24 protein-coding genes and 1 pseudogene are annotated in these 23,165 nt (G+C 68.1%); 18 read left to right on the top strand and 7 right to left on the bottom strand.

The annotated features are described in order from the left end of the window. Positions 1-314: 314 nt before the first annotated feature. Both MKK63_RS26410 and MKK63_RS26405 read right to left on the bottom strand, forming a co-directional pair. Positions 315-875 (bottom strand): disulfide bond formation protein B, encoded by a 561-nt coding sequence (locus MKK63_RS26410; protein WP_244006863.1) that lies wholly within the window; start codon positions 873-875, stop codon positions 315-317. A gap of 14 nt (positions 876-889) precedes the next feature. Then, positions 890-1,045 (bottom strand): DUF5993 family protein, encoded by a 156-nt coding sequence (locus MKK63_RS26405; protein WP_244006860.1) that lies wholly within the window; start codon positions 1,043-1,045, stop codon positions 890-892. Positions 1,046-1,225: 180 nt separating this feature from the next. On the opposite strand from MKK63_RS26405, the gene MKK63_RS26400 reads away from it, so the two are divergent. From MKK63_RS26400 to MKK63_RS26390, 3 genes are all read left to right on the top strand, one after another. Continuing rightward, positions 1,226-2,044, top strand: coding sequence for an enoyl-CoA hydratase (locus MKK63_RS26400; RefSeq protein ID WP_244006858.1), 819 nt, complete (start codon positions 1,226-1,228; stop codon positions 2,042-2,044). Between the two features lie 144 nt (positions 2,045-2,188). After that, positions 2,189-2,497: a hypothetical protein gene (locus tag MKK63_RS26395; RefSeq protein WP_244006856.1), complete on the top strand. Its 309-nt coding sequence runs from the start codon at positions 2,189-2,191 to the stop codon at positions 2,495-2,497. 129 nt (positions 2,498-2,626) lie between these two features. Next, the gene (locus tag MKK63_RS26390) at positions 2,627-4,063 is read left to right on the top strand and encodes a phospholipase D-like domain-containing protein (protein ID WP_244006854.1); all 1,437 of its coding nucleotides are present in this window, start codon (positions 2,627-2,629) and stop codon (positions 4,061-4,063) included. Here MKK63_RS26390 and MKK63_RS26385 read toward each other — a convergent pair. Beyond that, positions 3,981-4,766 carry an endonuclease/exonuclease/phosphatase family protein gene (locus tag MKK63_RS26385; RefSeq protein ID WP_244006852.1) on the bottom strand — a complete coding sequence of 262 codons (786 nt, stop codon included), beginning with the start codon at positions 4,764-4,766 and terminating at the stop codon, positions 3,981-3,983. The genes MKK63_RS26390 and MKK63_RS26385 overlap by 83 nt on opposite strands. A gap of 356 nt (positions 4,767-5,122) precedes the next feature. Between MKK63_RS26385 and MKK63_RS26380 the strand changes: the two genes are divergently transcribed. Together MKK63_RS26380 and MKK63_RS26375 are read left to right on the top strand one after the other, a co-directional pair. Next, positions 5,123-5,356 carry a hypothetical protein gene (locus MKK63_RS26380; RefSeq protein WP_244006850.1) on the top strand — a complete coding sequence of 78 codons (234 nt, stop codon included), beginning with the start codon at positions 5,123-5,125 and terminating at the stop codon, positions 5,354-5,356. A gap of 132 nt (positions 5,357-5,488) precedes the next feature. Beyond that, positions 5,489-5,698, top strand: coding sequence for a hypothetical protein (locus MKK63_RS26375; protein WP_244006848.1), 210 nt, complete (start codon positions 5,489-5,491; stop codon positions 5,696-5,698). Between the two features lie 7 nt (positions 5,699-5,705). Here MKK63_RS26375 and MKK63_RS26370 read toward each other — a convergent pair whose 3' ends face one another. Genes MKK63_RS26370 through MKK63_RS26360 form a run of 3 tightly spaced genes read right to left on the bottom strand, consistent with a single transcriptional unit; the run spans position 5,706 to position 7,264 of the window. Beyond that, positions 5,706-6,227, bottom strand: a complete 522-nt coding sequence (locus MKK63_RS26370; protein WP_244006846.1) for an ureidoglycolate lyase — start codon at positions 6,225-6,227, stop codon at positions 5,706-5,708. Next, positions 6,224-7,066, bottom strand: a complete 843-nt coding sequence (locus MKK63_RS26365) for a bifunctional allantoicase/(S)-ureidoglycine aminohydrolase (RefSeq protein ID WP_244006844.1) — start codon at positions 7,064-7,066, stop codon at positions 6,224-6,226. The genes MKK63_RS26370 and MKK63_RS26365 overlap by 4 nt, the downstream gene beginning before the upstream one ends. Positions 7,067-7,084: 18 nt before the next feature. Continuing rightward, positions 7,085-7,264, bottom strand: coding sequence for a hypothetical protein (locus MKK63_RS26360; RefSeq protein ID WP_313901801.1), 180 nt, complete (start codon positions 7,262-7,264; stop codon positions 7,085-7,087). A gap of 497 nt (positions 7,265-7,761) precedes the next feature. Between MKK63_RS26360 and MKK63_RS26355 the strand changes: the two genes are divergently transcribed. From MKK63_RS26355 to MKK63_RS26295, 13 genes are all read left to right on the top strand, one after another. Next, positions 7,762-9,690, top strand: coding sequence for a methyl-accepting chemotaxis protein (locus tag MKK63_RS26355; RefSeq protein ID WP_244006843.1), 1,929 nt, complete (start codon positions 7,762-7,764; stop codon positions 9,688-9,690). 162 nt (positions 9,691-9,852) lie between these two features. Continuing rightward, entirely contained in the window at positions 9,853-11,406 is a 1,554-nt protein-coding gene (locus MKK63_RS26350) for a chemotaxis protein CheW (protein WP_244006842.1), read from the top strand. Between the two features lie 49 nt (positions 11,407-11,455). Continuing rightward, entirely contained in the window at positions 11,456-12,508 is a 1,053-nt protein-coding gene (gene cheB / locus MKK63_RS26345) for a chemotaxis-specific protein-glutamate methyltransferase CheB (RefSeq protein ID WP_244006841.1), read from the top strand. 19 nt (positions 12,509-12,527) lie between these two features. Further along, positions 12,528-13,127, top strand: coding sequence for a HEAT repeat domain-containing protein (locus MKK63_RS26340; protein WP_244006840.1), 600 nt, complete (start codon positions 12,528-12,530; stop codon positions 13,125-13,127). A 12-nt stretch (positions 13,128-13,139) separates the two neighbouring features. Then, positions 13,140-14,003, top strand: a complete 864-nt coding sequence (locus MKK63_RS26335; RefSeq protein WP_244006838.1) for a CheR family methyltransferase — start codon at positions 13,140-13,142, stop codon at positions 14,001-14,003. 1 nt (position 14,004) lies between these two features. Further along, entirely contained in the window at positions 14,005-14,376 is a 372-nt protein-coding gene (locus MKK63_RS26330) for a PleD family two-component system response regulator (RefSeq protein WP_244006836.1), read from the top strand. Continuing rightward, positions 14,373-16,967: a chemotaxis protein CheA gene (locus tag MKK63_RS26325; RefSeq protein WP_244006834.1), complete on the top strand. Its 2,595-nt coding sequence runs from the start codon at positions 14,373-14,375 to the stop codon at positions 16,965-16,967. The genes MKK63_RS26330 and MKK63_RS26325 overlap by 4 nt, the downstream gene beginning before the upstream one ends. Continuing rightward, entirely contained in the window at positions 16,967-17,212 is a 246-nt protein-coding gene (locus MKK63_RS26320) for a hypothetical protein (protein ID WP_244006832.1), read from the top strand. Before MKK63_RS26325 ends, MKK63_RS26320 begins: the two co-directional genes overlap by 1 nt. Further along, positions 17,209-17,973 carry a ParA family protein gene (locus MKK63_RS26315; protein WP_244006830.1) on the top strand — a complete coding sequence of 255 codons (765 nt, stop codon included), beginning with the start codon at positions 17,209-17,211 and terminating at the stop codon, positions 17,971-17,973. The genes MKK63_RS26320 and MKK63_RS26315 overlap by 4 nt, the downstream gene beginning before the upstream one ends. A 66-nt stretch (positions 17,974-18,039) precedes the next feature. Then, positions 18,040-18,426: a response regulator gene (locus tag MKK63_RS26310; RefSeq protein WP_279574891.1), complete on the top strand. Its 387-nt coding sequence runs from the start codon at positions 18,040-18,042 to the stop codon at positions 18,424-18,426. A gap of 93 nt (positions 18,427-18,519) precedes the next feature. Beyond that, positions 18,520-19,809: a methyl-accepting chemotaxis protein gene (locus MKK63_RS26305; protein WP_244006828.1), complete on the top strand. Its 1,290-nt coding sequence runs from the start codon at positions 18,520-18,522 to the stop codon at positions 19,807-19,809. 225 nt (positions 19,810-20,034) lie between these two features. Beyond that, complete coding sequence (locus MKK63_RS26300; RefSeq protein ID WP_244006826.1) at positions 20,035-20,751, top strand: HWE histidine kinase domain-containing protein; 717 nt, start codon at positions 20,035-20,037, stop codon at positions 20,749-20,751. Positions 20,752-21,268: 517 nt separating this feature from the next. Beyond that, on the top strand, positions 21,269-22,891 hold the full coding sequence (locus MKK63_RS26295; RefSeq protein ID WP_244006824.1) for a hypothetical protein: 1,623 nt from the start codon (positions 21,269-21,271) through the stop codon (positions 22,889-22,891). 134 nt (positions 22,892-23,025) lie between these two features. On the opposite strand, the pseudogene MKK63_RS26290 reads toward MKK63_RS26295, so the two are convergent. Further along, a pseudogene (locus MKK63_RS26290) lies at positions 23,026-23,165 on the bottom strand (IS630 family transposase); the annotation flags it as partial.

Here is a 23,165-nt window from a genome sequence, read left to right as displayed (position 1 = left end):
CACCCCCGGGGGGGGGGGGTTGGGGTGAGGGTCGAGAAAGTTCAGGGTCCCCCCGACCTTCAAGGCGCTTACAAGGTGCGCCCTTTCCGGAAAATTCTCATCCCTCCCCCTGTCCCGCGCGTGGAGGGGTTGGCGTGAGGGTACAGAAACTTCAGGATCGCGCTGACATTCAAGGCTCTGACAGGGTGAGACCCTTCCGGAAAGTTCTCATCCCTCCCCCTGTCCCTCTCCCGCACGGGGGAGGGGACCGGCGCCCTATTCGGCGACGGTGGTCTCACTGTCGTGTACCGTGTGCAACGCGATCGGGCACGGCTCTAGCGCTTCAGCCACGCATCGAGCGCTTCGTAGCGCGTCGGGTCGTCCGGGCAGAGGCCGGTGCCGCATTCCGCCGCCGTCGAGACGGCATTGGCGAGGATGATTCCGAGGAACAGCAGAAGGCCGGCCGTCCCGAAGAGCCCGGCGCCCGGCCCGGCCAGGGTGGCAGGTTGGTCGGTATCGACGATCAGGAGGAGCACGGCCACCGCCCCGATCAGCACCACGAAGGCGATCAGCGCCAGGGTGTAGAAGTGGAGGCCGAACAGCGTCGCGCCGTAGCCCCCGGTTCCGGGCACGACGTGCAGGGCGATCTGCCGCGCCGCGATGGCCGCACCCGCCAACGCACCAAGGATCGCGATTCCGTAATGGGACGGCCGTGGGCCGAACCGGACGCCGAGCGCGAAACCGACGCCCGAGGCCGCGAACGCCGCCCGCTGCAACAGGCAGAGCGGACATGGCAGCTCACCGAGCAGGACCTGATAGCCGAAGGCCACGAGCAGGATCGCGCAGCAGCCCAACAATCCGAGGGCGTTGAGCGTGCGGGCATGAGGCAGCGTCATGGGGAGCAATCCGCTCAGAAATCGAGGTTGAGCGTCGACGTGGCGTGGGCCGCGAACAGCGCCAGCGTCCCGATCAGCGCGGCGAGCCATAGGCCGATGGCGGTGCCGCGCCGCCCGGCGAGAATCGCCATCGCGCTCGCCGCGAAGCCGATGAACGGCAATACCATCATGATCAGCGTCCATCGATCCGCGGGGCCGGGGGGAGCCCGGTCCGCTGCGCGATCCCGGACGCATGAGGGGTGAAGCTTTCGCGGACCTGTCGTGCCGGCGTCGCGACCCATCGGCCCGCATGCTACCCCTGATTCGATAAGCCGGCCCCCCCAGCTCGAGCCGGCATCGGGAGACGACCCATGACAGCAGCGACTGCGCCGGTCCCGCCGATCGCGGGCGATCCACAGGTCCCGGTCCTGCTGCGCAGCGATTCCGGCGGCGTCGCGACCCTGACGATGAACCGCCCCCAGGCGCGCAACGCCCTGTCGATGGCCCTGATGGCCGCGCTTCAGGACGCGCTCGACGTGATCCGGGTGGACCCGGCGGTGCGGGTGGTCATCCTGCAGGGGGCCGGCCCGGCCTTCTGTGCGGGGCACGACCTCAAGGAGATGCGCGCCGAGCCGTCCCGCGAAGCGACCGAGGCGGTGTTCCGCGCCTGCGCCCGGCTGATGCTCAGCCTCACCCGTCTGCCGCAGCCGGTGATCGCGCGGGTGCACGGGATCGCCACCGCGGCCGGCTGCCAGCTGGTCGCCACCTGCGACCTCGCGATCTGCGCCGAGTCGGCCCGCTTCGCCACGCCGGGGGTGCAGATCGGTCTGTTCTGTTCGACCCCGATGGTCGCGCTGTCGCGGGCCGTGTCGCGCAAGGCCGCCCTGGAGATGCTGCTGGTCGGCGAGCCGATCGACGCCCCGGAGGCGCTGCGGATCGGTCTGGTCAACCGCGTCGTGGCGGAGGCGGACCTCGACGCCGCAATTGACGCGCTCGCGTCCCGCATCGCCGGGAAGGCGCGGCGTGTCCTGGCGATCGGCAAGGAGGCGTTCGGCCGCCAGATCGAGATGGGCCTGGAGGAGGCCTACGGCTACACCGCCGAGGTCATGGTCCGGAACATGATGATGGCCGACGCCCAGGAGGGCATCGACGCCTTCCTGGGCAAGCGCCCGCCCCGCTGGGAGCCCTGAACCCCGCCGGCCCTGTCGGTGCATCCTGGCGCGATAGGACGCAGGCCCATTGGCGCCGCTCGCGTAGGTTCTGGCGCCGCCCTGCCCTAGGATCGGGAACGCGCCGGTCGTGCTGGACCCCGACGCCCCAACGCGGAACGGCTGATGAGCACCATCGACCTGTTCGGTCTGACGCTGGCCTTTTACGGAACGATGCCGCCGCCGCGTCCGCCGCGCCCGGATCGCAACGGTGCGACCTGGGCCGCCGCCTTGGTGTTCGGTGGCATCTGCATCGCCATGGTGGGGCCGATGGTCACCATCTGGAGCTTCCACCGGCCCTACGCCGAGGCCAAGGCGCGCTGCATCCGGTCCGGCGGCCGCGTCCTGTACGCGGCCCTCGATGGCAGCGGTCCCTATCGCTGCGAGCGGCCGGTCGAAGCCGAAGTGGCGCATCCGGTCACGAACGCGGATTAATCCGAGACCGCGCGTCACCTTCGGGTATATCCGGCGCCGTCATCAGAGCGCTCTTCGCCGAAGTGGACCCCGGTTCGGCGCAAGAGAGCGCGCTACAATGACGGCTCTAGCGAACCGGATGCCGAGACCTTGGAAAACGCGCTCCTGCGATGGCTTCACTCCACCGCCCTCATGCGGTCGGATGTCGAGGCCGTCATCGGCTTCATCCTGGCGATCGGTGTCACCCTCCACGCGCTGCTGCGCAAGCGGCGGGTCAGCGTGGCGGTGGGCTGGATCGGGCTCGCGTGGCTGTCGCCGATCTTCGGCACCGCCCTCTACCTGACCTTCGGCATCAACCGCGTCTCGCGCCGGGCGCGGCGGCTGCGGACGAAACCCTCCGACGCCCTGCACCTGCCCGATACCGACGACGCGGTGGTGCCGGAGGCGCTCTGGCCGCTCGATCGGGCGATCCGGCGGATCACCGGCCTGCCGGCCTTCGCTGGCAACACCGTGCAGATGTTCCGCAACGGCGACGCGGGCTATCCGGCCATGCTGGCGGCGATCCGGGAGGCCAAAGCGAGCATCGGCCTGTCGAGCTACATCTTCCGCGACGATCCCACGGGCCGGGAGTTCTGCGAGGCCCTGGCGGAGGCGAAGGCGCGGGGCGTGGAGGTTCGCGTCATTATCGACGGGATCGGCGGCGGCTACTTCCGAGCGCCGGTCTACCACCGCCTGACCGCCGCCGGAGTGCCGGCGGCCCTGTTCATGCACTCGGCCCTGCCCTGGCGGATGCCGTTCCTCAATCTACGCTCGCACAAGAAGCTGCTGATCGTCGACGGGCGCGTCGCCTTCACGGGTGGGCTGAACATCTGGCACGCGAACCGCGTCGCCCTGAAGCCCGAGCATCCGATCCGCGACACCCATTACCGGCTTACCGGACCCGTGGTCGAGCAACTGGCCGCCGCCTTCGCGGTCGATTGGACCTTCGCGGCTGGCGAGAACCTCGACGGCGCGCCGTGGTTCGTCGACCTTCAGCCCACCGGGACCAGCGTCGCCCGGGCGGTGACCTCCGGCCCCGATGCCGACGTGGAGAAGATCGAGCAGGTCATCCTCCAGGCGCTGGCCTGCGCCCGTCGGACCGTCCGGTTCGTGACGCCCTACTTCCTGCCGGACGAACTCGTCACCGGCGCCCTCGCCCAGGCCGCAACGCGGGGCATCACCGTCGATGTGATCATCCCGCGGGTCAGCGACCACCATTTCATCGACTGGGCGACCCGGGCGCATCTCGACCCGCTGCTCCGGGCCGGTGTCCGGGTCTGGCTCGACGAACCGCCCTTCGACCATTCCAAGGTGATGGTGGTGGACGACATCTGGTGCTTCGTCGGCAGCGCCAATTGGGACATGCGCAGCTTCCGGCTCAACTTCGAGCTGAACGTCGAGATCGTCGACGCGGATCTCGCGGCCCAGCTCGACCAGTTCATGCGCGGCAAGATGGAGGCCCGGCTCAGCCGGGAGGATCTCGCCGCACGCGCGCTGCCGATCCGTTTGCGCGACGCAGGCGTGCGACTGCTGCTGCCATACCTTTGAAACGGCCGGGCCCGAGCGTTTCGGGCGCCGGCCCGAGATGGACCACGATCGGCCGGTGATCGGAGCGGCCCCGGGGCAGCACCGCGTGGTCGTGGCAGATGAGACCGCGGGCGAGGCAGCGGTCGAGCCGCAGCGGCAGAACCTCCACCATCGCGTGGGTTGGCCGGCGGGGGCCGACATCGCGGAATCCCGGGATCATCGCGGGCCCGACGATGTTGTAATCGCCGAGCACGGCGGCGCGGGGCGGCAGCTCGGAGACGATCCGGCGAAGCTGGCGCCGGTTCAGCATCTGCCCGTGCGACAGGTGAACGTTGGCGATTCCGAACGCGCCGAGGTCGAGGATCTGGCAGACTCGGTGCACCAGGGCGCCGGAGGGCAGCGTGATCACCCGCGGGGGCGCAGGCCATGGGGTCGGGCTCCACATGGCGAGCCCGTGGATCCGCCCCGGCAGGGGCGCCCACGCATAGTGGCCGCCGATTCGGTCCAGCAGGAACCCGATGGCGCGGGTCGCCTCCTGCATCAGCAGCAGATCGGGCTTTTCCCGGGCCACCAGCGCGGCGACGTCGTCGACCGCCGCGCCGGTGCGGCGCAGCAGGTTCCAGCTCACGATCTTGAACGGCGGGTGGGCGTTGTCCGCCGGCCGGAGCGGCGGAATCTGAACCGGGGCGAGGCCGGAGCGGGCCGGGCGTGCAGCGATGGTCATCGGGCCGGACTCGTACCTCACCGGGTGGCCCCGTCGCCACCGCCGCGCTTCAACGCGCGCGGGGGCCGGACGTTCGATAGGACCGGAGGCGACGTCAGATCCATGACGGCGAGGCTTGCGCCGGATCGTGCGCCTCCCGGGGCTGGCCGGATCGGACGCAGGGACCGAACGCATCGACCAGAAACGGTATGAGGGGACGCGTCGGACTGCCTCCATCGCGCGACACGCGGGACGGGCAGCATTGTATATCGATATCATCAATTCCGCATATCGATCCAATCTGTTTGGATCATGTTGCTGTGCAGCGTAGATATCGCTCGACGCCGGGCCAGACCCGGACATCGAGAGGATTGATCATGACCCTGCGCCCCCTTGTTCTCGCCGCCCTCATCGCCGCCCCCATGGTCGCCGCCGCGACCACCGGCGCCCTGGCCGACGAGGCTCTGACCCTGACTCCGCCGCTCTATCGTGACCAGGCTCGGACCACGGCCGCCGCGCGTCCGGCCTCCGAACTCGCCACGACCCCGCGTCTCGTCCCGGCAACGCCGGCCGCCAAGCGCATCGTCGCCGCGGCGATGCCGATCCGCTGACATCCGGCGCCGTGATCCGGCTTCACGGTTGTCGTCAGCGCACCTCTCCGCTCGACACGCATCGTTGCCATGCCCTGCGGGCGGACGTTTCTCCGCCCGCAGTGTGTATGCTCGGTGAAAATGGAGGGCGCGATGGCGTACAGGATCTCGTTCTGGAAGGGGAAGCGAGTCAGCTTCACCAAGCTGTGGCCCTGCGATCTGGAGGCGGCGGTCGCCCACGCGAAGGCGCAACTCCCGGTTCAGCGTGTGCAGACCGGCGCGACATCCGTGAGCGTGCTCTGCGAGCGGACCGGCGAGGTCGTGTTCACCTTCGCGGAGGAGCCGGAGCCTGCCGCGTCGTGATCGGCCGTTAGGCCGTGCCCGGATTGTGCACAGTCCAGGGCTCCGCGAAGATGTGCTCCTCCAGGTTCACGCCCGATCCGCCGCGATCGATCACCACGAAATCCTGCCGCACTCCGAACGGCGTCAGCACGCCGTGCCACGTGCCGCGTGCGTAGCAGATCCCCTGGAATGGCCGGGTGGTGACGAAGGCCCGCGGTCGGCCGGGCTGGCCGCCTTCGTCCGGGCAGACCACGATCAGGAACGGCGCAGCACTCAACGGAACGAAGGCCTGGCTCCCGAGCGGATGGCGCTCGACCAGGCTCAGGCGCAGGGGCAGGGGATAAGGTTCGGCTTCCACGAGGCCGATTACCGCGCGGGCGCCCTCCCCCGCCACTTCGATCGCCGCGAGATCATGGAAGCGGCGCGCCATGCCGCCGTTCATCGGACGCGGCGCGACGGCCGCCGTATCGATCACCGATCCGAACGGCGCGAAGGCGACGTCCGTCAGGGGCTCGGCCGCGATCGAGCAGGCCTCGGACTCCCTCGTCATCGCCCCGTCCCGCGCAGAGAGCCCAGGGCGGGATGCCGGTTGACGTCCTTGTAGAGCAGGTAGCGGAACCGGCCGGGGCCGCCCGCGTAGCAGGCCTGCGGGCAGAAGGCGCGCAGCCACATGAAGTCGCCCGCCTCGACCTCGACCCAATCGCGATTGAGCCGGTAGGCGGCCTTGCCTTCCAGCACGAACAGCCCGTGCTCCATCACATGCGTCTCCTCGAACGGGATGGACCCGCCGGGCTGCATCGTGACGATGGTGACGTGCATATCGTGGCGCAGGTCGTCGGACGCGACGAAGCGGGTCGTGGCCCAAGCGCCGTCGGTGCCGGGCATGGCGGCCGGTTCGATCGCGCTCTCGTGGGTGACGATTACCTCCGGTACGCCAAGGCCCGGCGCGGGCTCGTAGCGCTTGCGGATCCAGTGGAACCGGCTCGGTTCGGCGCTCGCGTTGTGCAGTCGCCACGGCGCGCCCGGCGGCAGGTACGCATAGCTGCCGGGGCGCAGGCTATGGGTCCTGCCCGCAAGATCCAGGCTCGGGGTCCCTCCGACCACGAACAGCACGCCCTCGGCGTCGGGATCGGGCTCGGGGGCCTCGCTGCCGCCGCCGGAGGCGACCTCCACGAGGTACTGGGCGAAGGTCTCGGCGAAGCCCGACAGGGGCCGCGCCAGGATCCAGGCGCGGGTCCCGTGCCAGCACGGCAGGAAGCTCGTGACGATGTCGCTCATCACGCCCCGCGGGATCACCGCGTAGGCTTCCGTGAAGACCGCGCGGCCGGTCATCAGCGCCGTCTGCGCCGGCAGGCCCCCGCAGGGCGGATTGTAGGGTGTCTCGGTCATGGCGGTCTCCGGCGGCGTTCAGGCCGTTTGGGGCACGGCGGCCGGCGTGTCGAGGAGCACCGCCGTGTCGGCGGTCTGCTCGCCGCTCAAGACCCGATGCGCCTGCGCACGGTCGATGTCGTCCTCCCAGGCGGCCACGACAATCGTCGCCACATAATTGCCGATCCGATTGCCGAACGCCCGGGCGATGCCGCGCATCGCGAACGTCGTCCGTCTGGTCCAAGGCGGCGAACGCATGGGGTCATGATCGCGCGGTCGTGCGGGCCGTCGAGAATCGGACACGATCCGTCGATTCGAGACATCGTCGGCATCGCCCGGTGCCGCAAATCCCCGGTGGCGCGGTCCCCAGCAGGGATCAACCTGGGCTCTCATCAGTGCTGGGCGACCGCGCACGAAATCCATCAGTGCGGTGTTCGGGGTCGCTGGATCATATTGAGCTGACTATTTTTCCGATAGTGCAATTCAGATATGATTATGTAGTCTAATGTCGTATTATATTCCAGAGAATAGATTTAATAGTAGAGGAATGGATTTTTATAGTTGAGCATTGCGAAATCGTCTATGCATCAATCTGAAAAAAACGCAGATCGTTTATTGATTTGAAACTTGCGACTTCGTATGACCTCGGCCAAGCAATCGTTCTGTGCGGTTGTCGCTGGCGTGCGGCCCAAACCTGAGATGAGCGGAAAGACGTCATGGCTCTCGTGAAAAAAGCCGCCCTGTCGGGCCCGCAAACCTTGGTGCGTAAGAACGAGCAGGCCACTCCCACCCAGCTCGGGCGGCTGAACGAGGAGAATCGGCGCCGGGCCCGGACCTTCGCCAAGCAGCAGAAGGCGGCCGAGCGCATTGCCGCCGCAACGACGCAGCTCGCCAGCGGCATCGCCGAGGCGTCCTCCGCGGCGGAGGAGCTGCGCAAGGCCATGGAGCAGATCGCCGCCGGGGCCGAGGAGGCGGCCGGCGCCTCGGAGGAGTCGCAGCGCGCCGTGACCACGGTCTCGGACGCGATCACCACCGCCCGCACCGAGGCCGAGGCCTCCCGCGAGAAGACGGAGGCGCTGCAGGGCCTGATCGCCGGCGTGAGCCAGCAGATCCGGCTCAGCATCGGCTCGATCGCCACGGCGGCCGAGCGTCAGACCGCCTCCGTGACGATGATCGTCGAGCTGGAGCGGCAGGCCGCCAATATCGGCGACATCGTCCGCGCCGTGGCCCGGATCGCCGACCAGACCAACCTGCTGGCGCTCAACGCCGCCATCGAGGCGGCCCGCGCCGGCCAGCACGGCAAGGGCTTCGCGGTGGTGGCCGACGAAGTGCGCACCCTGGCGGAGACCTCCGAGAAGAGCGCGCAGGAGATCCAGGCGCTGATCGGTCGGATCCAGGAGGACGTGAAGGTCATCGCCGACGGGATCAACCGCTCGGCCGAGGGCGCTCGCCAGGAGGTCGAGAAGGGCCGGGCGATCACCGCGCAGCTGGAGAGCGTGGGGGCCGCCATGGCCGAGATCGGGGCCGGCGCCGACCAGATCGCCCAGATCTCGGCCGAATCGGAGCGGGCCGCGGTCGAGGCGCAGAAGGGCGCGGAACTGATCGCCGCAGCGGCCGAGGAGCAATCCTCCGCCTGCCAGGAATCGCTCAAGACCATCGAGCAGCAGACGAACGCGCTCGGCGAGAGCGAGCAGGCCGCGAACGAACTCTCGGCGCTCTCCGACGAGCTGAAGAACGCCACCGATGTCGGCAAGAGCGCCGAGGAGGTGGCCTCCGCGGCCGAGGAGCTGTCCTCGGCGGTGGAGGAGATCAACCGGGCCGCCGCACAGATCACCACGGCCCTCGGCCAGATCGACCGGGGCGCCCAGCAGCAGAGTTCGGCCGCGCAGCAATCGGCGGCTGCCGTCGCGCAGATCGAGCGAGGCGCGGGCGTCACGCAGGCTCAGGCGCAGGAAGCCCTGGACAAGGTCAACCTGATCACCGGCCAGCTCCGGGAGAACCGTGCGGCGGTGGACGGGCTCGTCGACGGCGTCACCCGGTCGCTCGAGGAGACCGACAGGAGCCGCGAGCAGATCACCGGCCTGGAGCAGGTGAGCCGGAAGATCGACAAGATCGTGGACGCGATCACCACGGTGGCGATCCAGACCAACATGCTGGCGGTGAACGGCTCGATCGAGGCGGCCCGGGCCGGCGAGTTCGGCAAGGGCTTCATGGTGGTGTCCACCGACATCCGGAACCTCGCCCGGGATTCCTCCGAGAACGCCGAGCGGATCAAGGATCTGGTCAAGTCGATCCAGGATCAGATCGTGGTGGTGAGCCGCGACCTGGAGGCGATCTCGGCGGCAGCCGCGAGCGAGGTCGAGAAGAACAAGGCGATCACCCGCGACCTGCAGACGACCGCCGACGACATGACGGGCGTGCTCGACGGCAACCGGAAGATCCTCCAGGGCTCCGAAATCATCCTGCGCAACATCGAGGAGGCCAAGCGCGGCATCGATCAGATCGCCACGGCGGCCCAGCAGGGCAGCCAGTCGGTGGTCGAATCGCAGCAGGCCGCCCGCGAACAGGCGAAGGGGGCGGAGGAACTCGCCGCCGCGATCGAGGAGGTCGCCTCGCTCGCCGACGAGCTCCAGAACCAGGAGTAAGAGGCACCGCCGCCCGGCCGCCGTCGCGGCGTCGGCCGACCGTCAGGGGGCGGCCGCGCGCAGGTCGCCCTTGACAAAGGTCGCCCTTGCCAAAGGCCGCCCGCGCAAAGGCCGTCCCGCCGGGTCGGTCCCGCCCCTACCCTGCCCTGTCCGGAATCCGACATGTCCAACGATGTCACCGCCTCCGCCGCACCGGACGATCCGTCGGCAGCCGCGTCTGTGCGGCAGTTCGTGACCTTCCACGTCGAGCGCGAAACCTACGCGGTGCCGCTCGCCGAGGTGCAGGAGATCATCCGCCTGCCCGAGATGGTCGAGGTGCCCCTGGCACCCCCGGCGCTGGCGGGTCTCGCCAACCTGCGCGGCTCGGTCCTGCCCGTCGCCAGCCTGCGCCGGCTGTTCGCCCTGCCCGACCGGGGCCACGACGACGCGACCCGGGTGGTGGTCATCAACCGCGCCGGCGGTCACGGGAGCGGCCAGGAGATCACCTCCGGCTTCGTGGTCGACCGGATGGCGAGCGTGATCACGGCCGAAGCCGGGGAGATCGAGGGCGCCGATGGTCTCACAGCCAGCGCCGAGGCCGACCTGCTGTCGGGGGTGATCAAGCGGTCGGCGGGGATGGTCATGATCATCGATCTCGGCCGCCTGCTCCAACGCAGCGGCTCGGGACGCGGCGGCGGCGGTAGCAGCCGCCACGCCGAGGGGCCAGCCGAGTTCGGTGCCGTGGCCGCGGCGCGGGCCGAGGGCGACGCCTCCGACGAGATCCAGCTGGTCTCCTTCGAACTCGCCGGCCAGGAATACGCCCTGCCGATCGAGCACGTGCAGGAGATCGTCCAGGTGCCGGAGGTGGTCAGCGAATTGCCGAACGCCGAGCGTCATCTGATCGGCGTGATCAATCTGCGCGACCGGCTGCTGCCCCTCGTGAGCCTGCGCACCCTGTTCGGCCTGCCGGCAGCGCCGCTGGGCGAGCAGAACCGCATCGTCGTCGTATCCCTGGGTGCCGCGTCCGTGGGCATCGTCACCGACACCGTGAAGGAGGTGCTGCGGGTCGCCCGCGCCGTGGTGGATCCGCTGCCCGAGCTGCTCGCGAATGGCGGGTCGCTGCGTGAGGTCGAGTCGATCTGCCGGCTCAATGGAGGCAAGCGGCTGGTCTCGATCCTGTCGGCCGGCCGGCTGTTCGACACCACCCAATTGTCCGGCGACCGGGCCGTCGAGGAGGGAACCATGCAGGAGACGCGCGGCGGGACCGAAGGGGCGCGGGCCGACGAGGAGGAGCAGTTCGTCGTGTTCCGCCTCGCCGACGAGGAGTACGGCGTGCCGATCGAGGCGGTGCACGAGATCGTCCGCGTGCCCGAGCAGCTGACCCACGTGCCGCGCACCCCCGCCTTCATCGAAGGCGTGGTCAACCTGCGCGGGGCCGTGCTGCCGGTGGTGGATCAGCGCCGCCGCTTCCAGCTCCCCGATGCCGAGCGCAACGACCGCCAGCGGATCATGGTGTTCGCGATCGCCGGGGTGCGGACCGGCTTCATCGTCGATTCGGTCTCGGAGGTCCTGAAGATCCCCCGCTCGGCCATCGTGCCGGCGCCGGATCTCGCGCAGGACGACGACAACGCCGTCGAGCGGATCGCCAACCTGGCGGATGCCAAGCGCATCATTCTGATGGTGAACGTCGACCGGCTGCTGAGCCGGCACGAGGTCGCCGACCTGAAGGCGGCGTGAAGCCGCTTTCAGCTTTCACCCTGACCGCTGACCAGACTTTCGCATTCCAATGCCCAAGCTCCTGATCGTCGATGACTCAGCCCTCATGCGCAAACACCTGCGCGCGATCTTCGAGGAGACCGGCCAGTTCGAGGTTCAGACCGCCCGCAACGGGCGCGACGCCCTCGAACAGATCGGCCGCTTCGCGCCCGACGTGATCACCCTCGACATCAACATGCCGGAGATGGACGGGCTCACCTGCCTCGGCGAGATCATGACTACGAACCCGCGCCCGGTGGTGATGATCTCCTCGCTCACCAGCGAGAGCGCGGCCGTGACCCTCGAAGCGATGCAGCTCGGGGCCGTGGACTACGTGGAGAAGCCCGGTGGCACGGTGTCGCTCAACATCGCCGATGCCCGTGACGAGATGATCGCGAAGGTCCGCGCCGCGGTCGGGGCCAAGCCGCGGCGCGCCCGTGGCCTGGTCGACCGGGTCCGGCGCGGACACACCGAGATCGTGAGCCGGAAGGTCCCACAGCCGGCGACCCGGGTCGATGGCTGCATCCTGATCGGCGTCTCGACCGGGGGGCCGCGCACCCTGGAGGAAATCCTGCCGGAGCTGCCCGCCAATCTGCCCTGGCCGGTGGTGGTCGCCCAGCACATGCCCGCCCCCTTCACCGGCCCCTTCGCCCAGCGCCTCGACCAGCTCTGCGCGCTGAAGGTCGTCGAGGTCGTCGGCCCGATGCCGCTGGCGACCGGCCACGTCTATATCGGCCGGGGCGACGCCGACGTGGTGATCGAGCGCAAGCTCGGCCGGCTCACGGTCAATTCGGTACGGAGCGACCTGTCCCTGCGCTGGCATCCGAGCGTCGATCGCCTCGTGCGCAGCGCCCGGAGCCACATGCCCGCCGAGGCCCTGATCGGCGTCGAACTCACCGGCATGGGCGATGACGGCGTTGCCGCCATGGCGGCGCTCAAGGCCGACGGCGGGCGCACCATCGCGGAGGCCGAATCCAGCGCCGTCGTCTTCGGCATGCCGGCCGAACTGATCCGGGTCGGCGGCGCGACCCTGACCCTGCCCGCCCGCTCCATCCCCGACCAGCTCGTAAGCTGGCTGTCCTGAGACCGTCGCCGAGATCGCCATGGCCCTCGTCCGCAAGCAACCTGCCGCGTCAACCCCGGCCAGCGCAGCCGGGGATCCGCGCGCGGCCCTGGAGGGCGCGACGGCCGCTGAACGCCGGGAGGGGGCTCACCTGTTGGCGGGCGATCCCGACGCGGTCGATCCGCTGGCCGACCGGCTCGGCCGGGAGGCGGACAAGAGCGTCCGCGAGGCGATCCTCCTGGCGCTCGGCCGCATCGGCACCGAGGCGGCGGCCGAGCGCCTGTTCGACCTGCTCGGCTCCGAGGATGTCTGGCTGCGCAATGCCGCGATCGAGACCCTGTCGGAGATGGATGCGGCGGTGATCGGCGCCCTCGACCGGGCGCTCTCCGATCTCGACAGCGATCGGCGCATCTTCGCGGTCAACATCCTGGTGTCCCTGCGCCACCCCGCGGCGGCGACCTATGCCTGCCGTGCGGTGACCGAGGACGACCACGTCAACGTCGTGGCCGCGGCCATCGACGTGCTGGCCGAGATCGGCACACCCGATATGATCCCGCAGATCGAGGCCGCGGCGGCGCGCTTTCCCGATGCGCCGTTCCTCACCTATGCGGCCCGCGCCGCACGCCACCGCATCGCCTGATCGGCGGCCTGCATGATCGATTCCTTCAACCCGCCGACGCCGGTCGTCGCCGACAGCGATTTCGTGCGCTTCCGCGACTATTTCTACCGCAAGACCGGCATCATGTTCGCCGACAACAAGCGCTATTTCGTCGATAAGCGCTTGCAGGAGCGGATGCAGGTCACCGGTCAGACGCTGTTTCGCGACTACTTCAACACCATCCGGTTCCAGGCCAGCGGCCAGGAATTCCAGGCGCTCGTCAACCTGATGACCGTCAACGAGACGTATTTCTATCGGGAGGAGTATCAGTTCCGCTGTCTCGTGCAGTCGATCCTGCCCGAGGTCACCCGCCGCAAGCGGCCCGGCGAGACGGTGCGGATCTGGTCCGTGCCCTGCTCGACCGGGGAGGAGCCCTACTCGATCGCCTTCCAGCTCCTCGATACCTGGGCCGAGGTCGATCGCTACGACATCGAGATCGTCGCCACCGACATCGACACCACGGTGCTGGAACAGGCCAAGCGCGGACTCTACGGCGACCGCGCGGTCCAGCACGTGCCCAGGGCGACGCTGGAGCGCTTCACGCGGCGGGTCGGTGGCGCCTACGAGGTCATCCCCGACATCCGCGAGTCGATCGCCTTCGCGCGGGTCAACCTCTCGGATTCGCTCTCGACCCGGCAGTTCCGCAACTTCGACGTCGTGTTCTGCCGCAACCTGCTGATCTACTTCGACGACGCCTCCCGCCGCGACGCCGCCCAGACGATCTACGAGGCGCTGAACCCCGGCGGCTTCGTCTGCCTCGGCCACTCGGAATCGATGAGCAGAATCTCCTCGCTCTTCGAGCTGCGCAAGTTCACCGAGGCGATCGTCTACCAGAAACCTTTGAGCGCGGAGGCGTAGGATGGCCCGTATCCTCGTGGTCGACGATGCCACCACCGTGCGGATGTACTACCGGGACGTGCTGGAAGAGGCCGGCTTCACGGTCGAGGAGGCCGTGAACGGCTTCGAGGGCCTGGAGAAGGCCGTGGCCGAGAGCTTCGACCTGATCCTGGTCGACGTGAATATGCCCAAGATGGACGGCTACGCCTTCCTGCGGCAGGGCCGGACCATGCCCGAGCTGCAGGCCGTGCCGGCCGTGATGATCTCCACGGAAAGCGCCGCGCAGGATCGCGAGCGTGCCTACGCGGCAGGCGCCAATCTCTACCTCGTCAAGCCTGTGCGCCCGGAGGTGCTGACCGAGGTCGCCACCGTGATGGCTGGAGTCGTGCCGTGACCAACGCCCTGCTCGCCCAGTTCATCCCGGAGGCGCGCGAACTCTTGGAGCGTGCCGGAAGCGGCCTGCTGGCCCTGGAGAAATCGCACAGCGCCGAGGCCCTCGACGAAATCTTCCGGGCGGTCCACACCCTCAAGGGTACGTCCGGCCTGTTCGACATCGCGCCGCTCACCAACCTGGTGCACGCGGCCGAGGATCTGCTGGTGGAGGTCCGGGCGGGCAAGCTCGCGCTGGAGCCCGAGATCGTGGACGGGCTCCTCGACAGCCTGGATCTCGTCGGTCACTGGATCGACGCGCTGGAGACCCGCGAGGCCCTGCCGGATGACGCCGCGGATGCGATGTCGGGCCGGGTTGTGGCTCTGCGCGGCTGGCTTGAGGCGAGTGGTCCTGCGGCCGCGGCCAGCGCCGTGGCGAGCGAGGCGGCGCCGGACTGGCTCGGCGCCCTGCCCGAGGCCGCGCGTCAGGCCGCCTACGCGTCGGGGTCGCCTCTGGTCGCCTGGAGCTACGAGCCCGACGAGACCTGCTTCTTCCGTGGCGACGATCCGGCCCACCTCGTGGAGCAGGCGCCCGGACTCCTCGGCGTGCGCGTGCTGCCTCGGGAGACCGTCCCCGCGCCCGAGTTCTGCGACCCGGTCCTGAGCTGGCTGCGCTACGAGGCGCTCTGCGCCGCCCCCGCCGAGGCCCTGTCCGAGCATCTGCGCTACGTCAGCGATCAGGTGCAGCTGAGCCCGATCACCCCCGACGCTCTCGTCATCCTGGCGGGCCCCGAGGACGCCGCCGAGGTGTTCGGCGATTTCGGCGTCCGGGCCCGGGCGTTGGTGGCGACCGGGGCGCGGGCGGAACTCAAGGCCGCCGCTGCGGCACTACTGGGCATCATCGGCCCGGCGACCCGGCAGGCCGCCGCCCTGCGCCGGATCGCGGCCCTGGCTCCGACCGCCGCCGCCGACGCGCTCCAGCGCCTCGTCGCAGCGATCGACGGCGCGGCGCCCGCCCGCCCTGTGTCCGCCGCGATGGCGGCCCCTCCCCCAGCTGTGGCTGCGGCCTCCGCCGGTGCGGACGCGCCCCTGCGGCAGCGGGCGGAGGCGATCCTGGCGGCCCAGGCCGAGATGCTGGACGTTCCGGTCGAGGCGGCGCTGGATGCAGGGCGGCGCGAGTCGGTGCGGACGGTGGTTCTGCGCTGCCTGCCGCACCTCGCCCCGGCCCGGGCGGAGGCGCTGACCGCCGCCCTCGCCCGGCCCGGCGATGCGGCCGCGCTCCGCGCCGTCCTTCGGGAGGGGGAAGACACGGCATCGGCGTCCGCTGTCGTGCCGGCGCCGAAGGCGGTCCAGAAGCCGGCTGTGTCCACAGCGCCTACGGCGCCCCTGACAGCCGGCCCGCCCGCAGAGGCGTCGGAGAATGGTACAGGTTCTGGCGCGGCCCCGGCGCGGATGCTCCGGGTCGATCAGGCCAAGGTCGACACCCTGATGAACTTCGCGGCCGAACTGACGGTCGCCAAGAACGGGCTCGCCTACCTCGCCGGGCGGGTCGAGCAGGTCAGCGGCTCGCGCCAGCTCGGGCGGGAGATCAAGGAGCAATACGCGGTCATCGATCGGATCGCGCAGAGCCTTCAGGTCGGCGTCATGGCGATCCGCATGATGCCGGTGAGCCAGGTGTTCCAGCGCTTCCCCCGGCTGGTGCGCGACACCATGCGCAAGCTCGGCAAGGAGGCCGAGCTGGTGATCCAGGGCGAGGATACCGAGGCCGACAAGAACGTCCTGGAGAGTCTCGCCGACCCGTTGATCCACATGGTCCGCAACGCCCTCGACCACGGGATCGAGACGCCGGCCGAGCGGCTGGCCGCCGGCAAGCCGGCCCAGGGGACCCTGCGCCTCTCGGCCCGCCAGGAGAACGACAACGTCATCATCGAGGTGGCCGATGACGGAAAAGGCATCGATCCGGACGTGGTGCGCGACAAGGCCGTGCGTGTCGGCCTGATCACCCCGGATCAGGCGGCCCAGATGGCGCCCGAGGAGATCGTCAACCTCGTCTTCGCCCCCGGCTTCTCGACCAAGGAGCAGGTCTCCGACCTCTCGGGCCGGGGCGTGGGTATGGATGTGGTGCGCAACGCCGTGCGCAAGGCCGGGGGCGACGTCTGGCTCGCGAGCCGGCTCGGCCAGGGCAGCTGCGTGACCGTGCAATTGCCGTTGACCATGGCGGTGACCCGGATCGTCACCGTGGAGGCCGGCGGCCAGCAATACGGCGTCGCCATGGATGCGGTGGCCGAGACCGTGAAGGTGCCCCTTGGCCAGATCCACAGGATCAAGCAGCGCGAGACCTTCGTGCTGCGCGACGCGGTGATCCCCCTGGTTCGGCTCGCCGACAGCCTCGGTCTCGCCCCCGCGACGGGCGCCCCGCCCGACGAGGAGGCCGTGATGGTCGCCCGGGTCGGACGCGAGCGGATCGGCATCGTAGTCGATGGCTTCCGCGAGCGCATGGAGGTGATCGTGCGGCCCCTCGACGGGCTACTCGCCGGCCTCGTGGGCTTCTCCGGCACCGCGCTGCTCGGTGACGGCCGGGTCCTCCTGGTCCTCAACCTTCCGGATCTGATCTGATGCCCTTCGAACAAGACGGCGCAACCATCCGGCTGACGGGGCACTGTTCGGTCGAGGATGCCGAGCCCCTGCTCGACGTCCTTCGGGCAACGCCGGACGCGACGGTCGATCTCACCGAGGCCGCGTGGCTCCACACCGCCGTGCTGCAGGTGCTGATGGTGGCGACCCCTGCCCTGCGCGGCCGTCCGGACGGTCTGGTGCCGGCGGCCTGCCTCGCCGGCCTTCCCGTGATGGAGGCCGGATGAGCGCGCGCATCCTCGCGGTCGCCAATCGGAAGGGCGGCACCGCCAAGACCACCACGGTGGTGAATCTCGCCGCCGCCCTCGCGGCGCGCGGCCTGCGGGTGCTGCTCGTCGACCTCGATACGCAGGGGCATACCGGCCTGGGCTTCGGGGTGCGGGCGGCATCGGGCGAGCCGACGGTGCACGATCTCTACCGCGGCACCGGGGCTGTGGATCTCCGCGGCGCCATCCGTGGCACGAACGTGCCCCAGGTCGACATCCTGCCGGCCGACCGCGGCTTCTCGGGCCCGGACGGCGCCGTCGCGCCCCTGGGTCTCGCGACGGCGCTGAAGCCCCTGGCCGCCTCCTACGCGATCACCCTGATCGACACCGCACCGACCGCCGACGCCCTGCTGATCAACGCGCTGGCGAGCGCGCACCACGTCCTCGTCCCCACCCAGCTTCATCACCTCGCGGTCGACGGGGTCGGGCAGTTCGCCCGCTCGTATTTCCACGTCGCCACGACGCTCAACCCGGATTTGCGCGGCCTCTCGATCATGCCGGTCCAGGTCGATCTGCGGATCACGATGCAGCGGGAGGCACTCCAACGGCTCGAGGCCCGGTTCGGCCGCGAACGCCTGCTGCCGGGCATCCGCTCGGACATTGCACTCGCGGAGGCATTTGGGCGCGAAACGCCGCTCAGATACTTTAAGCCCCGGTCACGGGCCATTCAGGATTTTGACGTGCTATGCAGTCACGTCATGGAAAAAGTCTTTGCGATCTAAAAATCCCTATTGCTGGCAAAGTTAAAACGATTGTAAACTTGGCGTATAGTACTGAAAGGCGAGGCAATGCATAAGGTTTTGATTGTTGATGACTCTCTGACAATTCTGGCCAGCATGTCGGGTATTCTTGGAAGCGCTGGGTATATTACGGTGAAGGCGGTACATGCCGAGGATGCTCTCGCGCAGGTCCGGGCCGGTCTTCGTCCTGCTCTGGTCATTACGGACTATCACATGCCTGGCATGCACGGCGTTCAACTGATCCAGGAGTTGCGCAAGCTCACCCAGACCCGCTTCACGCCGATGCTCGTGCTGACGACCGAGTCCCAGCAGGAGAAGCGCGATGAGGCGCGCAAGGCCGGTGCAACCGGTTGGCTGGTGAAGCCGGTCCAGGCCGACAAGCTTCTGCAGGTCGTGAAGCAGGTCGCCCCGTCGCTCCAGGCTCTCGCCGCCTGATCGCGGTGGCGCGCCTTGCCGAACTCCGCACGCGGGCTTCGGACCTCGTCCGGTAGCGTGCTGCCGACCAAGCCGGAGCGACCGATCCCACCGATGCAAACCGCGGCCCCCGCCATCCTCAAGATCGAGATGAAGACGCTCCTGATCAGCGGCGGCGCTGGCTGTGTCGTCGGCGTTCTGCCGCTGATCCTCGGCGCGGCACAGCCGGTCCATCTTGTGATCGCGGCAGCGTCGGCCGTGTGCGGCGGCCTCGTGACGCGCGCGCTGCAGCGGCCGGCGGTCGCGTTCCCGTCGGATGTGCCGCTCGGGCATCAGACTGTGGCCACCGCTGCCGACGAAGCCGCGTGGCATGGACCGCAATCGGCGGTGAGCCGGCCAGCCGAGGTGACGCCGGATGTGACGACACAGGGCGCGGCGCAGGATGTCGCGCAGGATCTGGCCGACCTCCAACCCTTCTTCTCCGTGACGCGCGAGCAATTGCGCAGCATCGTCGGGCAAACCGAAGGTGCGGCTTCGGCAATCATGGCATCCCTGGAAGCGCTCAGCGCGGCGCAGAACCGCAGCGCCGTCTGCATCAACGACACGCGCGAGCGGATCGTCGGCGTCGCCGAGCAGAGTGACACCGCCCTGCACACGCTGGCGCGGTCGCTCGGAACCTACCTCGACGGACGCCTGCGGGAGACCCGGGCGGAGCGCGGCGCGGTCGATGCCGCGGCGGCGCAGATGCGCGGCCTCGACACCCTGATCGTCTCCCTGGAGAAGGTCGGCGCCTCGACCCGAATGCTCGCCCTCAACGCGAATATCGAGGCCAGCCGGGCCGGCATCCATGGGGCCGGGTTCAAGGTCATTGCCCGGGAACTCCAAGATCTCGCCCAGGCGTCCCAGACGGCCATGGCGGAGGCCCGGCTTCAGGTCACGAATGTGCAGCGGACGATCGGCCAGGTGCTCACCATCGACCACGGGGCCGACGGGACGCGCACCGAGCAGGAGCGTCTCCAGGCTTTGATGACCGAACTCGACAGCATCGCCCAGACGACGACCGAGGTGTTGCTCGGTATGGTTCGCAACGACCTGTCGGAGGTCGCGACCCTGACCGGCGCGGTCGGCAACGAGGTTTTGTCGGTCTTCGGGCAGGTGCAGTTCCAGGACGTGGTTCGCCAGCAGATCGAGGCGATCGACGAGTCGAACGCGATGCTGGAGACGTGTCTCGACGGGTTCAGGCAGAGCCTGAGCGGGCGCGAGCCCGAGGCACCGGTCCGACCCGGCGCCATTCTGGAGTCGGCGCGAACGCGCTACGTCACGCAGATCCAGCACCGCGTCGACGCGCAGGCCCTGGGCCAAGCGACCGCTCACGCCGATGCGCCGGCTATCGAGCTGTTCTGAAGATCCCGAAGCGGTATCCCGACCGCGGTCGCAATCGTCCGGACTCGGTTGCCGCTTCCCAAGCGTCCGCGCATCGCTCCCACCCGAACATGCGCAGAATGTCCGGGCTTGCCGGTTCGCCACCCGCCGCGATGTCATGCGCCGGACCGATCCTTTTCGCGCCCGTATGAACCGCATGCGCCTGCGCCGACTTGCGCAGATATCCGACTGTCACGGAGGCGCGACATGACCGAACCTGGGGACATGGCGGATCAGCTCGCCGCCCTGCGCGCCGACAATGCCCGCCTGCGCCGCCTGCTCGACGAAGCCGGCATGCCCGACAGCCTGCGGCACGGCTTGCGCAACACGATGGCGACGTTGCGCATCATCATGCATCGGTCCGCCGAGAGCGCCACCGATGTCGAGACCTACGTCACCCATCTGGACGGGCGCCTGAGCGCCCTGCTGCGCGTCCCATCCACCACGGACGTGCTCGGCGAGATCGATCTGCACTCCCTGGTCTCGGATGAGCTGATGGTCCACCTCGTGCGCGAGGGCGATCAGGCGACGATTGCCGGCCCGCGCGTGCGTCTCCGGCCGAAGCCCGCCTTGAGTCTGGCGCTGGCGGTGCACGAACTGGCGAGCAACGGGATCGAACACGGGGCCCTCGCCCTGCCGCAGGGGCGAGTAGCGGTGACGTGGGAGATGCAGCCGGACGAGTCCGGGCCGATCCTGGCGCTGCTGTGGGACGAGGCCGGCGGAACGGCGATCCGGGAGCCCGCGCACCGCGGCTTCGGCATGACGCTCCTCGAAGACATGCTGGGCTACGAACTCGAAGCACGCACCGCCCTGACCTGCGGGCCGGATGGGCTGCGCTGCAGCCTTCGGATTCCGTTCACGGCTCAGATCGGGCGTCTGATCGCGGCAGAGCTGGAGCATGACGACGACGGCGGGAGCTTCTAGGGCATCGATCCGGATGGAGGCGTCAGCCGAGTCTGGAAAAATTGATGCAAAATCAAAGAACTAGTGCTCACTCGCATGAACGAAGTGAATGCGTCAGAGCACTAAGGCCGCGTTCGGACCCCGCTGAGGTCGCCACCGACCGTGTGGCCCGGAACCGCCCATCGGATCGGCCCCGCTCGGGTAGCGCCTGGTATTGCGCGTCCCATTCCGGTTGGTGCCCGTTCCGACCGGTACCGGGGCCCGATGGTTGACGACAGGCTGTTGGGCACACCTGTAAGCGCATCATCCACAGCAGCCGCAGGCGTTGTTGACCCCTGGGCGAATATCGAGCAAGACGCTCTCGAATATAATGACAAATCCACGCCATTCCTTTGGATCTTGCCATGCGCTACGTTCCATAAGAGAGGCTCTGCGCCAAATATTTATTGCTAGGCGTTCGATCTTTAAGGGGAGCGGCCCTTCCATCGGGGCCGGTGCAGCAGGTCAGGGTATGCAACCTCTTGATAAGGAACCGTCGATGAGGATTGCAGCACGGAGCATAGGAAGACCAAAACTGCTGGCGTGGCCGACCGACACGGTTCAGGATCGAAATCTTAAACTGTTCACGGCGACAAATACATGTCTCTTCGCGCTCATGGCGGTCATCGCCGTCTGGGCGGCTTGGCAGCGTGGCCCGTGGCTCGATGAATTCTGGACGCTCTGGCTTTCCAAGCACGATGTGCCGCTGACGGCAGCTGTCCGAGAACGCTGGCTGATCGACGTCCACCCACCCTTTTTTACCGGTGTCAACTGGCTCGTACAAACATGGGCCGGAGATTCGGTTCTACTTCGTCGATTGATGAATTTCTTACCGCTGGTCGCAAGCCTTCTGCTCGCGACAGCGTTGTGTCGGCGATATCCGAAAAACAGAAGCTATATCATCATTTGCGCTTTCATGATCGTGACGTCACCGGTCTTTTCTTATAATATGACCGAAATCCGGTCTTATTTCACGCAAATCTGTTGCATGACGAGCCTCATCATCTGTCTGTACGCGATGATGACGCTGACCCGCGATGCGCTGATCCGGGATCATCGCCTCCTTGCTGCCTCGCTGTTTCTCTTGATCCTGCTGGCCCTCAATATTCACTACGTGACCACCGTCGTGGCCGCCAGCATCGTTGCCGCCTCAGGCCTCTGCATGCTCGTCCGGCGGCAATGGAAGTGGTTTTTCCTCCTCCTCGTTGCCGGTCTCGTCGCATCCCTGCCCCTGATGGCGTGGTTCATAACGCAGACCGCCTTCCTGGATCAGATATCCGGGACCTTCTGGATCAAGGTCTCGTTTCCAATCGCGGTAAAGACCCTGATCGCGCAGATCGTGAAAAGCTTCGGCTTCAATCTTGCCGTCCTGGTTTCTCTGGCGATCCTGGTCACGAACCTTCTGCAGATGCACAGGACGGGCGGCGTGACTGCTGACCGCGTTCGGTCGGAGATCGATCCCCCCGGCGTTGGAACAGGTCATACGCTGTTCGTGATCGCCATGGTTGCGGGCCTGGCTTTCGCTACTGTGCTGCTGCTGGCTGTCAATATCAAGCATCCGCATTTGTTCGTGGCCCGGTATCTGTCCTCGATCGCTCTGACCACCGTCGCCATCGTGGCTGCACTGATCGTCAACGTCGTTCGGCAGCGACGCCTTCTGTTCACGCTCCTGCTGCTGAATGGTGCGCTGGTCTACGGCATCACCGTCATCTCGCACGCCCTGGATCGCGGCTGGGATAGCGCGGCGTCCCTCATCCAGGCCCAGAAGACCCAATGCGCGTCGTCGCAGGTCTTCGCGGCGGAGTACCCAGCCAACTATGTGGTTCCCAATCAGGACCAAGTCATCGATTGGGCGTATCATGTCGAAGCCGCCCGCTACGGGTTTCCGGTTCAAGTCCTGACTTCGCGCGCGCCGCTGGATCTTTCGCAGGGCGAACGCTGCCCGGCCATCCTGTGGATCGACCATATCGATTGGAGTGAATTGCCCGAACCCGTGACCCTGGGAGCTATAACCAAGAGACTGCCCGTCGCGCTGCCGCCCAAGTTCCTGGACTCGGCACATATGCTGAAGACGGGTTCCGGCATTGTCATCGTGGGTGGAGCTTCGGCGCCCGCCCAATAGGCCTTTTGGAGCGCTCTCCAACGAAGTGGACCCCGTTTCGGCGTAAGAGAGCGTGCCAAAACAAGGGCTTAGAGCCGTGCCCGATTGTAATGCGATCTGGCACGGCTCTAGTCGCCGTTCCGGAGCCATGCTCGCTAGTGGTGCGAGTCTAACACTTGGTGCCCGCGCTTTGCGGCCTGGATGATGCGATCCGGGTCGGCGGTCCAGACGAAGGGCTTCGGATTGCCGTTACTCTCGGCGATGAAGCGTTTGATGGCGGCCTGCACCTCGATCA

The organism is Methylobacterium sp. J-088, assembly GCF_022829295.1.
GTDB lineage: Bacteria > Pseudomonadota > Alphaproteobacteria > Rhizobiales > Beijerinckiaceae > Methylobacterium.
The sequence above is the reverse complement of the archived record's forward strand: the minus strand, read 5'-3'. Positions and strand labels throughout refer to the sequence as shown.